Genomic DNA, 12,591 nt, shown 5'->3' with positions numbered 1-12,591 from the left:
CCGGGTGCCACCACCAACGGTGCGAGCGGCCGTGCGCCGCCACGACAGAGGAGTTCACCATGTCCTGTTCACTCAACGCCCCGCGCTCCGGTGCGGCCCGTACGGACCGGGTCCCGGGCGCCGGCAGCCGCGCGCCCCGCCGCCTCGTGCCGGGCCTGGTCGCCGCCGTCACCGCTCTGGCCGCCGTCGGGACCTGCATGGCCGGCACCGCCACGGCCGATGCACAGCCCGGGCCCACCGCCCGCCCGGCAGCGGCTTCGGAGGCGAGCCTGACCGGCTCGGCGAAGATGTACCGCGCGGACGGCCAGCGCGTCCACTTCTCCTTCGACGCGCACGGCTTCGGCCCCGCGGAAGCCGGCGGCACCTCGCGCGGCACCTTCCGCTTCAGCCACTTCACCTCCGACGGCAGCCAGGGTGCGCACTTCGAGGGCCGTATCGACTGCCTGATCACCGGCGGTCCGGTCGCCACCGCCACCGGGGTCATCACCCGCTCCGACCACCCGGACCGGCGCGTCGTCGGCAAGCGCGTCGGCTTCACCGTCCTCGACCAGGGCAAGCACGACCGTGTCGGCTACAGCTGGGCGGGCAGCTCCATACCTGTGATGAACGTGCCCAAGTGCCTGAGCGCGGCGCCGTACGAGACCGTGGAGACCGGCGACTACACGGTGCGGCACGTCATGCCACCGGTCACCACCGGCCGTTGACCCGGCAGCGCGCGGGCCCGCCGTCCGGCGCCCCGCCGCGACACGACAACCGCCCCTCCGGACCAGGGGCGTGGCCACGGCCCTGGACCGGAGGAGCGGGAAGCTGATGGGGACGTAACGCGTCTGAGGGGCGCGCCGGTGCGGTGCCGGATGGGGAAGCGGACCGGAACGCGCGGAACGTGCGGCCTGTGTCAGGCCTGGGCGCCCACCGGCGGAGTGGTCGGGCAGATCACGCGCGTGGCGGGGGTGTAGAAGGTGCCTTCCTTGGCGGGCAGGCCGCCGGCGAACTCGTAGTAGATGTACGAGTAGAAGGCGACGTCGGGATAGCCGCAGGAGGAGTCGGCGGCGATGTTGTAGGTCATGGTGACCTTACGGGTCGCGCCGGGAGCGATCGGCACGGAGTACGAGGCGCCCTTGCCCGCGGTGCACGTGACACCCGGGTCGGCCGTACACGTGGTCCAGGTGTACTTCAGGCCGCTGGTCGTAGAGGTCTCCCACGTGGGCTGGAACGACTGCCACACGAAGCGCACATCGGCGCTGCCGGTGTTGGTGAACGTCATGGTCAGCGTGACGTCGGAGCCGGGCGTGGCCTGCGTCTTGTCCACGGTGAAGGCGAGCGCCGGGGTGTCGGCGGCGGCTGCCGGGACCGCGGCGCCCAGCCCGAGGACGGAGACGACGAGGGCGAGGAGGGCGGCGAGGCCGGCCCTGCTGAATCTGCTCGTTGTTCTGCGCATGACCAGGGAGCGTAAGGCGTGATCCGCTTTTTGGAGTGATTCCCGGAGAACCTGTTTTTTCGACCGAAAAGGTCTGGCCACGCCCCAAAAGGCGCTGTGGCGACTGGTTTTCCGCGAAGCGGCCGAATCCGGGTGCTGGGCACCACGCGCCGGAACGGCCGCCACCGGGCGTCGTACGCCGGCCGCCGAAGCCCCCAGGACGCTCCGCGTCCGCGATGAGCCGGGCGGGCGGCGACGCACAACGGCCGCCCTGCTCCCCACCGTTGAAACCGGAACCGGAACCGGAAACGAACACGCAGGCCGGCCGCAGGAGCGCCGCCCCGGCTGTGACGCATGTGCCAGATGTGTCGTACGGAGGCCCAGCGGCAGAACCGGCAGTACACCGCAAGATCCGCCGGGCCTGGCGTGAAGCCTCCACACCACGCAGCCGGAAAACGCGCTCCCACACCCCTGGCGCTCCTGCCGCCGCACCATCAACGCTCCACAGCACCGGGCCCGAGTCCGCCCGCTGCCCGGGGTGGGACAGCGGGCGAGAGCGGGCGGGAGGTGCGACCTAGTGGCCGATTTCCACGTCCTCCAGGATGCCCAGGGCGTCCGGGACCAGGACGGCTGCCGAGTAGTAGGCGCTCACCAGGTAGTTGATGACGGCTTGTTCGTTGATGCCCATGAAGCGGACCGACAGGCCGGGCTGGTACTCGTCGGGGATGCCGGTCTGGTGCAGACCCACGACACCCTGGTTCTCCTCGCCGACGCGCATGGCGATGACGGAGCTGGTCTGGTCCGGATTGACGGGGATCTTGTTGCAGGGCAGCAGCGGGATGCCGCGCCAGGCGCGGACGGCGGTGCCGCCGATCTCCGTGGTGGCCGGGTAGATGCCGCGGGCGTTCCACTCGCGGCCGATCGCCGCGATGGTGCGCGGATGGGCCAGCAGGAACTGGGTCTTGCGGCGCCGCGAGATCAGTTCGTCCAGGTCGTCGGGGGTGGGCGGACCGCTGCGGGTGTGGATGCGCTGCTTGAGGTCGGCGTTGTGCAGCAGGCCGAACTCGGGGTTGTTGACCATCTCGTGCTCCTGGCGTTCACGCAGTGCCTCGATGGTCAGCCGCAGCTGCTGGTCCAGCTGGTTCATCGGGTCGTTGTACAGGTCGGCGACCCGGGTGTGGATCTTCAACACGGTCTGCGCGACGCTCAGTTCGTATTCTCGGGGCGCCAGCTCGTAGTCGACGAAGGTGCCCGGCAGCGCGGGCTCGCCGACATGGCCCGAGGCGACGTCGATGGCCGCCTCGCCGTGTTTGTTCTGCGGCGGGAGCTGGGCGGTGCGGTAGCGCTCCAGGTGGTCGCGCAGGCCGGGGGAGCGGTCCGCGAGCTGTTCGTACTCGGCGCGGGGCAGCGAGAGCACGGTCACCCGCGTCACGGCCCGTACGGAGTGCTCCCAGGTCGCGTCCGGCGACAGCAGTGCCGCCTCGCCCAGATGGTCGCCGTCCGCTAGCACGCCGAGGACCGTTTCGTCGCCGTACTTGCCGGTGCCGACCCGGTTCAGCTTGCCGTGGGCGATCAGGATGACCCGGTCGGCCGGTGTGCCCTGCTCGACCAGGACGTCGCCGGGCGTGTGCTCCTCCTGGACGAACCGGCCGGCCAGCGCCTCCAGCGCCGCCGGGTCGTCGAAGTCGCGCAGCGGTGGGAGTTCGCGCAGCTCGGCGGGGATGACGCGGACCTCGGAGCCGGTGCTGGTGAACTCGACCCGGCCGTCTCCGAGGGTGTGCGTCAGGCGCCGGTTGACGCGGTACGTACCGCCGGAGACCTGGGTCCACGGCAGCACGCGCAGCAGCCAGCGGGAGGAGATCCCCTGCATCTGCGGCACGGTCTTGGTGGTGGTGGCCAGCTTGCGTGCCGCGGCTGTCGCGAGGCTGGTGCGCGCCTGCCCGGTGTCCGGAGACGTACCGGGTCCGGACGTCGGGTCCGCCGAAGTGGTCATGGGGGTTCACCTGTTCCTATGGATCGAAGAGCGGTCATCGCCGCGGGCCGGGCGCGAACCGGCCGCGCGGCACACGGCCGGGGGCGGGGACTGCTCGCGGGCCGCGTATTTCACGCCGGGTTATCGGTGGCTCTGCTGCCGGATTGCCGGAGCGTCATATCTCGGTAAACGGTTCTTCAACCGTTCCTCATGGCTGGAAAGGGGTGGTTCACTGGCCGGTCTGTACGTCCTCCAGAATTCCCAGCGCGTCCGGCACCAGGATCGCGGTGGAGTAGTAGGCGCTCACCAGATAGTTGGCGATGGCCTGGTCGTTGACCCCCATGAACCGGACCGAGAGCCCGGGTTCGTATTCGTCCGGAATTCCCGTCTGGTGCAGGCCGACGACGCCCTGCTTCTCCTCGCCGGTGCGCATCACCAGGAACGAACTGGTGCCGTCCGCGGCGACCGGAATCTTGTTGCACGGGAAGATGGGCACCCCGCGCCAGGAGGGCAGCGAGTGCCCCATGAAGTCGACCGCCGTCGGGTACAGGCCGCGGGCGCTGCACTGCCGGCCGAAGGCGGCGATCGCCTTGGGGTGGGCGAGCAGGAAGCCCGGGTCCTTCCACACCGTCGCGAGCAGTTCGTCCAGGTCGTCGGGGGTGGGCGGACCGCTGCGGGTCCGGACGCGCTGCGTCAGATCGGCGTTGTGCAGCAGGCCGAACTCGGGGTTGTTGACCATCTCGTGCTCCTGGCGCTCGCGCAGCGCCTGGATGGTCAGCCGCAACTGCTGCTCGACCTGGTTCATCGGGTCGCTGTAGAGGTCGCCGACCCGGGTGTGGGTCCGCAGCACCGACTGCGCCACGCTCAGTTCGTACTCCCGCGGTGCCAGCTCGTAGTCGACGAACGTGCCCGGTACCGGCGGCTCGCCGTGGTGCCCGGAGGCGACCTCGATGGCCGACTCGCCGCTGGCGTTGCGTGGCGGCGCGGTGCCCGTACGGGCCGCCGCGAGATGGTCGCGCAGCTCCGGCGAGCGGTCCGTGATCTCTTGCGCGTCCTGCCGGGGCAGCGCCATGACCGTCACCCGGGTGACCGCGCGGTAGGTGTACTGCCACGAGGCGGCGGCGTCGGTGAGCAGTTCGTCGCCGAGGTGGTCGCCGCCGGCGAGGGCCCCCAGGACCGTTTCGTCACCGTATTTGCCGGTGCCGATCCGGTCGACCCGGCCGTGCGCGACGAGCACCAGACGGTCGGCGGGCGTGCCGGCGGTCGCGATCACGTCACCGGGCGCGTACTCCCGCTGGACGAAGCGCTCGCCGAGCGCGCCGAGCACCGCGCCGTCGGTGAAGTCGCGCAGCGCGGGCAGTTCGCGCAGTTCGTCGGGGATGACCGTCACGTCGGTGCCGGAGACGGCGAAGTCGATGCGCCCGTCGCCGACCGTGTAGGTCAGGCGCCGGTTGACGCGGTACGTGCCGCCGGAGACCTGCACCCAGGGCAGCAGCCGCAGCAGCCAGCGCGAGGTGATGCCCTGCATCTGCGGCACGGTCTTGGTGGTCGTGGCCAGGTTGCGTGCCGCGGCCGTGGTCAGGCTGGAATTCTGTGTTTCGCCATCCGGGCCGGGAATTGTCTCGTCCGTAACCGTCACGGCTGCGCCACCAATCTTGGGAGGATTGACAAGGGGACGGCGGCCGGCGCCACGGCCGTTCCGTAAGACGAGGTCCGGACCGCTCGTCGCACTGAACATAGGCGTGTTGTTTTAATCGGGGCAATCACTCAAAAGGGTGGCATGAAAAATAATTGAGATGGACAGGTTTAATGGAATCCATCGTTGGAAAGGGTGCCGGGGTGATTCCGGCCGCGGACCGGTGGGCCGGTCGGGACGGCGAAAAGGCGCCGAGGTGACGGAGCGGTTTATTCTCCGGAGAGCCGCCGGGAAACGGCGTCGGTCCGGTGCCGGCCCAGGGGATCGTCGAGAACGGCGCGCAGGGCGGCGTGAGCCGCGCCGAGCAGCGGCCCGTCGGCGCCCCAGCGCGAGGCGGACACCTGTACCCGCGACGCGGCCCCCGGGTGCGGCGCGACGGCTGAACGGGCCGTCAGCTCCCGTTCCAGCGACGGCAGGAGCCAGGGTGCCAGCCGGGCCAGCGCCCCGCCGAGCAGCACCACCTCGGGATCCAGGAGATGTACGGCCCCCGTCAGCGCGATGCCGAGTGCCGTCCCCGCGTTCCGCAGCGCGGCCGAGGTCGCGCGGTCCCCGGCGGCGGCGCGGCGCGCGAGGAGTTCGACCCGGGCGCGCGGGCCGGAGTGGTCGGGATCGAGGCCGGCTGCCCGCAGTACGGCCGCTTCGCCCGCGTACTGCTCCAGGCAGCCCCGCGCGCCGCAGCCGCACGGCCGCCCGCCGGGGTACACCGGTACGTGGCCCAGCTCGCCCGCGAAACCCCGTACGCCTCGCAGCAGCTGTCCATCCACGACGACCGCGGCGCCGATCCCCACCTCCGCCGAGACGTGCAGGAAGTCGGGCGGCGGTGTGCCGGCGCCGTCCGGCCCGCCGCCGAGCCACAGCTCGGCCAGCGCGCCGAGGTTCGCCTCGTTCTCGACGGTGAGCGGCTGGGGCGCGGCGGTCAGGGCACGGAGTACCGGGGCCGGATCGACGTCCCGCCAGCCGAGGTTGGGGGCGTGCACCACGGTCGTCGCACCGCGCGCCACCAGCCCCGGGACCGCGACCGTGAGCCCGGCGGGCCACAGCTCCAGCGCCGCGATCCGGTCCGTCACCTCCGTGATCATCCCGGCCAGCCGGTGCAGTACGGGGCCCGGCGCGCTGTTCCGGTTGGCCGCGTCGGCCGTCAGCCGGGCCCGTATCCGGCCGCGCAGGTCGATCGCGCAGACCGCGAGGTGGTCCACGCCGATCTCGGCGCCGATCCCCGCGGGCCCGGTGCCGCTGACGGCCAGTCCGCTGCCCGGCCGCCCCCGTCCGCTGGGCACGGCCGGTCCCGTCTCGATCAGCAGGCCCGCCCGCAACAGCGCGTCGACGAGCGTGGAGACGGCCGCCCGGGTCAGCCCGACCCGCGCCGCGACGCCCGCCCGCGACACCGGCCCGTCGGCGGCCACGGCCTGGATGACCCGCGCCAGGTTGCGGCGGCGGATACCCTGCTGCGTATCGGCACCGGGGGCACTCATGGGGCACCTGTGGTGGATGTGACGGACGTGCTGGACATGCGGGCCGGTGCTCTCCGGGGCTCGTCTGGTGGTGCGCGCGGGGGCACGTACGGGTACGGGCGGAACGTCGGCCAGGCTTCAGCCGGTGGCCTCCGGCCGGCCGGGCCCGAGCGGCCCGTACGCCTCGGCGATCACCATGTCGGCACACCGCCCCAGACTCGTCAGCAGCCCGGTGCAGCTTTCCTGGGCCGTGCCGGGGGCCGCCGGGTCGGCGTACTCCTCCAGCACCAGGTAGGCACCGGGTTCGGGCAGGGTGAACCAGCGGTAGGTCGGGCTCACCGGCTCCGGCCCGGCCGCCTCGTGCAGCGCGGTGGCACTCCGCTCGATGCCGTCCTGCCGGCGGTCGCGGACATCGAACCGGGCACGAACAAAGATGCTCATGCCCGGCACCCCATCACAACTCCCGCTCCGGCGGTACGGCGGCGTCCGAATCCGCTTCGCGGATCCGGGTTTCCGGCCACCGTTTCCCGGGCGGGTTTTCGGCCCCGCCACGTCCCTCGCCACGCCCTCCGTCACCCCTCCCGTCACACCCCCAGCAGCGGACCGCCCGCCGCGAGCGTCTCCGCAAGCCGCTCGCGGGCCGCCGTGTCACACGGCACCGCCGCGTACTCGGCGCCGCGCGCCGTCCCCCACCGCCGCGCCACCGCCGCCGGGTCCTCGCCCAGCAGCAGCCCCGCGGCCTGCGCCGCCGCGCCCAGCGCGACCAGTTCGCGGGCCTCCGGCACCACCACGGGCCGCCCCGAGAGACGGCGTACGGTGTCCCGCCAGGCCCGTCCGCGCGCCCCGCCGCCGATCAGCAGCAGCGGCGCGTCGGCCGGCACATCCTCGTCCACGATCCGGTCCAGCGCCTGGAGCAGCGCGAACACCGCACCGTCGTAGGCCGCTTGGAGTACCTGTCCGCGTGTCGTGTCGTGCCGCAGGCCGTGCAGCAGCCCGGAGGCGTGCGGCAGGTCCGGTGTGCGCTCGCCGTCCAGGAAGGGCAGCATCACCGCCGTCCCGCCCGACTCGACGTCCTCCCGTTCCAGACCGAGCAGGGCGGCGACCCGGTCCACCGCCAGTGTGCAGTTCAGAGTGCAGGCCAGCGGCAGCCAGTCGCCGCGCGCGTCGGCGAACCCGGCGACCGTGCCCGTCGGATCACCGGACGGGCGCCGGGTGGAGACCGTGTAGACCGTGCCCGACGTACCCAGGCTCAGTACGGGCTGCCCGGGGCGCAGCCCCAGCCCCAGCGCCGCCGCCATGTTGTCGCCGGTGCCCGCGGCGACCAGCGCGCCCTGCGGCAGCGACAGCTCACCGGCCCGTACGGTGCCCGCCGCCTCGCCCGGCCGCGCCACCCGCGGCAGCGCCTTCGGGTCCAGGCCGACGTGCCGCAGGATCTCCTCGTCGTACGTCTCGTCGGCCGGCGACCACCAGCCCGTCCCGGACGCGTCGCCGCGGTCGGTGACCGCCTCGCCGGTCAGGCGCTCGGTGAGGTAGTCGTGCGGCAGCCGTACCGCGGCCGTCGCATCGGCCGCCGCGGGCTCGGTCGCGCGCAGCCAGGCCCACTTGGTCACGGTGAACGCGGGCAGCGGCACGCTCCCCGTCCGCCGCGCCCACGCCCGCGGCCCGCCGAACTCCGCCAGCAGGCGCCGTTGCTGGGGCGCCGACCGTACATCGTTCCACAGCAGCGCCGGACGCACCGGCCGCCCCGCCGCGTCGAGGGTGACCAGGCCGTGCTGCTGGCCCCCGACGGAGACGGCCGCGGCCTGCCGCGCCGCGTCACCGCACTGGCCCAGCGCCTCGCCGAGCGCCTGCCACCACTGCTCGGGGTCGCTCTCCTTGCCCGCGCCGCCCGGATCCGTGCCGCCGGCGACCGTACCGCCGGTGACCACGTGCGGAGCCTGGCCGCGGGCGACGACCTCGCCGGTCGCGGCGTCCACCACGAGTGCCTTGGCGGACTGGGTGGAGCTGTCCACGCCGACGACGAGCGGGCCCGTTGCCTGTGTGCCCATCGCGTTCTCCCTCCGGGCCGCGGGACGGCCCCGCCGGACGCCGGGCACCACGCCCGCCGAAGGGCTTTCCCGGTGTGCTGCCGCATATTAGTTTGGGCCCGCCGCAATTTGTAAAGCGCCATGACGAATTGGCCGAGGGAGCCGCGATGAGCTACCAGCCCGTGCCCGAGGACAAGTTCAGTTTCGGCCTGTGGACGGTCGGCTGGCAGGGCCGCGACCCCTTCGGGGACGCCACCCGCCGCCCGCTCGACCCGGTCGAGTCCGTCCACCGGCTGGCGGAACTGGGCGCGTACGGCGTCACCTTCCACGACGACGACCTGATCCCGTCCGGCTCCGGCGACATCGCCCGCGAGGCGGCCGTCAAGCGCTTCCGCCAAGCGCTGGACGCCACCGGCCTGACCGTGCCGATGGCGACGACCAACCTGTTCACCCATCCGGTCTTCAAGGAGGGCGCTTTCACCGCCAACGACCGCGACGTCCGGCGCTACGCGCTGCGCAAGACCCTGCGCAACATCGATCTGGCGGCCGAGCTGGGCGCCCGTACGTATGTGGCGTGGGGCGGGCGCGAGGGCGCGGAGTCCGGCGCGGCCAAGGACGTGCGCGCGGCCCTGGACCGGATGAAGGAGGCGTTCGACCTGCTCGGCCAGTACGTCGTCGAGCAGGGCTACGACCTGCGGTTCGCCATCGAGCCGAAGCCCAACGAGCCGCGCGGCGACATCCTGCTGCCCACCGTCGGCCACGCGCTCGCGTTCATCGAGCGGCTGGAACGGCCGGAGCTGTTCGGTGTCAACCCGGAGGTCGGCCACGAACAGATGGCCGGGCTGAACGTCCCGCACGGCGTCGCCCAGGCCCTGTGGGCCGGCAAGCTCTTCCACATCGACCTGAACGGGCAGTCCGGCGTCAAGTACGACCAGGACCTGCGCTTCGGCGCCGGCGACCTGCGGGCCGCGTTCTGGCTGGTGGACCTGTTGGAGACGGCGGGCTACCCGGGCCCCCGGCACTTCGACTTCAAGCCGCCGCGCACCGAGGACCTGGACGGCGTATGGGCCTCCGCGGCCGGCTGCATGCGCACCTACCTGATCCTCAAGGAGCGCGCCGCGGCCTTCCGCGCCGACCCGGCCGTCCAGGAGGCGCTACGGGCGTCCCGGCTGGACGAGCTGGCCCGGCCCACCGCCGAGGACGGCCTCGCCGCCCTGCTCGCGGACCGTACGGCGTACGAGTCCTTCGACCCGGAGACGGCCGCCGCCCGCGGCATGGCCTTCGAACGGCTCGACCAGCTCGCGATGGACCACCTGCTGCGGGCGCGCTGACCCGCGCCCGGTACCCGCAGGCGGGGGAGCGCCCGGTACCCGCCGTCTACCGGGCGCGCGCCCCGTCGGGCGGTCACGGCCCGGCGCGCTCCTCGGGCGGCTCCGCCTCCGCCACCTCGCTGATGTCGGCGGCCGCCGGATCGAGCACCCGGGCCAGGAACGTCCGGGTCCGCTCGTGCTGCGGATCGGCGATCACCCGCTCCGGCACGCCCTGCTCGACGATGACCCCGCCGTCCATGAACACCACCCGGTCGGCGACCTCCCGCGCGAAGCTCATCTCGTGGGTGACGACGAGCATCGTCATGCCGTCCTGCGCGAGCGAGCGCATCACCGCCAGCACGTCACCGACCAGCTCCGGGTCGAGCGCCGAGGTCGGCTCGTCGAAGAGCATCAGTTCCGGCTCCATGGACAGGGCGCGGGCGATGGCCACCCGCTGCTGCTGGCCGCCGGACAGCTGCGCCGGATACGCGGACTCCTTGTCGCTCAGACCCACCCGCGCGAGGTTGGCGCGGGCAGTCCGTTCGGCCGCCGCCCGGTCGCGGCGCAGCACCCGCCGCTGGGCGATCGTCAGGTTCTCCAGGGCGGTCAGGTGCGGGAAGAGGTTGAAGGACTGGAAGACCATCCCGATGCGGCGCCGCACCCGGTCGATGTCCACGTCCGGGTCGGTGACCTCGGTGCCCGCCACGGTGACCCGGCCCGCGGTCGGCTCCTCCAGCAGGTTCACACAGCGCAGCAGCGTCGACTTGCCCGACCCGGACGGGCCGATGACGCACACCACCTCGCCCCGCTCCACGCGGAAATCGATGCCCTTGAGGACCTCCAGTGTGCCGAAGGACTTGTGCAGCCCTTCGACCTCGATCGCCCGGCGTGCCGTCACCGGCTCCTGGTCGGTGTGCACAGCGGTCACCTGGCCTTCGCGGTCCGGGCCTCCAGCCGCCGGACCAGGTGGCCCAGGGGGAGGGTGATGACGAGGTAGAGCAGGCCGGCGATGAGGATCGGCGTCAGGCTCTTGTGTTCGTTCAGGGCGTCCCGCCCGAAGTTGGCCAGCTCGAACTGGCCGAGCGACAGGCCCAGCAGATACACCAGGGACGAGTCCTTGGTGAGCAGGATCAGTTCGTTGGTGAGCGGTGGCAGCACGATCCGGAACGCCTGCGGGATGACGATCGACCGCATCGCGCGGCCCGGCGACATCCCCAGCGAACGGGCCGCCTCGGTCTGCCCCTTGGGCACGGCCTGGATGCCGGCCCGGATCGTTTCCGCCATGTAGGCGGCACCGACCAGGCCGAGCGAGAGCATCACGGTGATGTTCATGTCGAGCGCGACCTCGAAGGCGAGCGGTACGCCGAAGCCCAGCGCGATGAACACCAGCAGTGCGGGCACCCCGCGGAAGAACTCGATGTAGGTGACGGCGAGCCAGCGGTACGGCGGCACCTGTGAGAGCCGCATCAGCGCCAGCACCAGCCCGAGCCCCAGGCCGAACCCGAAGCCGAGCAGGGTGTAGAGGAGGGTGTTGACCAGCGCGGTGGTGATGATGTCGGGGAACAGCGCCTTGGCGACCGTCACGTCGAAGAACGCGTGGCGCAGCGTTCCCCAGTCGGCGACCAGGGCGAGGACGAGCACGGCGGCGGCCAGCACGGCGTACTGGGCGCCGCGCAGCAGGCGGGCCCGCCGGCGTCGGGACAGGGGCATCGGGGTGCGGCTCCTCATCCTGGCGGGGTCAGCCCTGCTGGGGCGCGGTGCCGAACCACTTCTTGTAGATCCGGTCGTAACTGCCGTCCGACCGGGCCTTCTTCAGTACTTCGTTGATCTTCTTGCGCAGCGCGTCGTTGCCGGTGCGTACGCCGATCCCGTAGTGCTCGCCGGTGTCGAACTCGGCGGTCACCGCGGTGTCCGGGTTCTGCTTGACGTAGTCGAACAGCACCCCGTTGTCGTTGATGCCCGCGTCCACCTGCCCGGACTTCACGGCGGTCAGCAGCAGCCCCAGGTCCTCGAACTCGACCAGTTCGACGCCCGCTCCGTGCTTCTTGGCGTACTCGGCGCCGGTGGTGGCCTTCTGGTAGCCCAGCTTCCTGCCCTTGAGGTCCTCGATCTTCTTGTAGGACCTGCCCTTCTTGGTGAGGAGCGCCTGGGTGGCGTTGAAGTACGGGTCGGAGAAGTCCATGACCTTCTCGCGCTTGGCGTTGATCGTCATGCCCGCGGCGGCCAGGTCGCACTTGCGGATGTTGAAGTCCTGGCCGGTCTCGATGCCCTCGAAGGGCGTGTTGACGATCTCCTGCGGCACCTTCAGTTCCTTGGCGACCAGGTCGACCAGGTCCACGTCGAAGCCGACGATCTTGCCGCCCTTCTTCACCTGGAACGGCGCGTACGGCAGGTGGGTGCAGGTCTTGAGCGCGCCGGGGGAGACGAGCTGGACGCCCGAGGCCGACTCCCCGCCCGAACCCGCACCGGCCTTGGTGCTGGTGCACCCCGCGGCGAGGAGGGCGGTGGCCGTGGCGAGGGCTGCCGTGGCGGACATCGATGAGCGAGCGGACACAGGTCCTCCGGATCAGGATGCGGCCCAACACCTACCGGTCGGAGGTGAGTTGGCTGCATCCTGCCACCGGCCAGGGCCGCTGTCGCCGCCGCCGGTGTTGCGACCGGGTAACGACCCGCCGCCGGTCGGGGCCGCGCATCGCGTCGTAGGGGCACGGAGACACG

11 protein-coding genes are annotated in these 12,591 nt (G+C 72.1%); 2 read left to right on the top strand and 9 right to left on the bottom strand.

Features of this window, described 5'->3' with window-relative positions; genetic code table 11:
- Positions 1-59: 59 nt before the first annotated feature.
- Positions 60-704 carry a hypothetical protein gene (locus tag ACH4FX_RS03920; RefSeq protein WP_398474844.1) on the top strand — a complete coding sequence of 215 codons (645 nt, stop codon included), beginning with the start codon at positions 60-62 and terminating at the stop codon, positions 702-704.
- A 191-nt stretch (positions 705-895) separates the two neighbouring features.
- Here the strand turns inward: ACH4FX_RS03920 and ACH4FX_RS03915 are convergent, their stop codons facing one another.
- The 6 genes from ACH4FX_RS03915 to xylB all read right to left on the bottom strand — a co-directional run bounded on the left by ACH4FX_RS03915 (position 896) and on the right by xylB (position 8,584).
- Entirely contained in the window at positions 896-1,438 is a 543-nt protein-coding gene (locus ACH4FX_RS03915; RefSeq protein WP_398474842.1) for a hypothetical protein, read from the bottom strand.
- Between the two features lie 553 nt (positions 1,439-1,991).
- Entirely contained in the window at positions 1,992-3,410 is a 1,419-nt protein-coding gene (locus ACH4FX_RS03910; protein ID WP_398474840.1) for a family 2B encapsulin nanocompartment shell protein, read from the bottom strand.
- 208 nt (positions 3,411-3,618) lie between these two features.
- Positions 3,619-5,028 (bottom strand): family 2B encapsulin nanocompartment shell protein, encoded by a 1,410-nt coding sequence (locus ACH4FX_RS03905; protein WP_398474838.1) that lies wholly within the window; start codon positions 5,026-5,028, stop codon positions 3,619-3,621.
- A gap of 266 nt (positions 5,029-5,294) precedes the next feature.
- Entirely contained in the window at positions 5,295-6,557 is a 1,263-nt protein-coding gene (locus tag ACH4FX_RS03900) for an ROK family protein (RefSeq protein ID WP_398474836.1), read from the bottom strand.
- A 117-nt stretch (positions 6,558-6,674) separates the two neighbouring features.
- Positions 6,675-6,977, bottom strand: a complete 303-nt coding sequence (locus ACH4FX_RS03895; protein WP_398474834.1) for a hypothetical protein — start codon at positions 6,975-6,977, stop codon at positions 6,675-6,677.
- A 143-nt stretch (positions 6,978-7,120) separates the two neighbouring features.
- Positions 7,121-8,584 (bottom strand): xylulokinase, encoded by a 1,464-nt coding sequence (gene xylB / locus ACH4FX_RS03890; protein ID WP_398474832.1) that lies wholly within the window; start codon positions 8,582-8,584, stop codon positions 7,121-7,123.
- A 146-nt stretch (positions 8,585-8,730) separates the two neighbouring features.
- Here xylB and xylA point away from each other — a divergent pair, with 146 nt between their 5' ends.
- On the top strand, positions 8,731-9,894 hold the full coding sequence (xylA, locus tag ACH4FX_RS03885; RefSeq protein WP_398474830.1) for a xylose isomerase: 1,164 nt from the start codon (positions 8,731-8,733) through the stop codon (positions 9,892-9,894).
- A gap of 73 nt (positions 9,895-9,967) precedes the next feature.
- Here the strand turns inward: xylA and ACH4FX_RS03880 are convergent, their stop codons facing one another.
- From ACH4FX_RS03880 to ACH4FX_RS03870, 3 genes are read right to left on the bottom strand one after another with little or no spacing between them, the layout of a single operon-like run.
- On the bottom strand, positions 9,968-10,801 hold the full coding sequence (locus tag ACH4FX_RS03880) for an amino acid ABC transporter ATP-binding protein (RefSeq protein ID WP_398474828.1): 834 nt from the start codon (positions 10,799-10,801) through the stop codon (positions 9,968-9,970).
- Positions 10,798-11,583: an amino acid ABC transporter permease gene (locus tag ACH4FX_RS03875; RefSeq protein ID WP_398474826.1), complete on the bottom strand. Its 786-nt coding sequence runs from the start codon at positions 11,581-11,583 to the stop codon at positions 10,798-10,800. The genes ACH4FX_RS03880 and ACH4FX_RS03875 overlap by 4 nt, the downstream gene beginning before the upstream one ends.
- A gap of 28 nt (positions 11,584-11,611) precedes the next feature.
- Positions 11,612-12,409, bottom strand: coding sequence for an ABC transporter substrate-binding protein (locus ACH4FX_RS03870; RefSeq protein WP_398474824.1), 798 nt, complete (start codon positions 12,407-12,409; stop codon positions 11,612-11,614).
- Positions 12,410-12,591 lie beyond the last annotated feature (182 nt).

Origin of the sequence: Streptomyces sp. NPDC018019, from assembly GCF_044327805.1 — a bacterium.
Lineage (GTDB): Bacteria > Actinomycetota > Actinomycetes > Streptomycetales > Streptomycetaceae > Streptomyces.
Note: the sequence above shows the minus strand (reverse complement) of the source record. Positions and strands in the feature narration are given on the sequence as shown.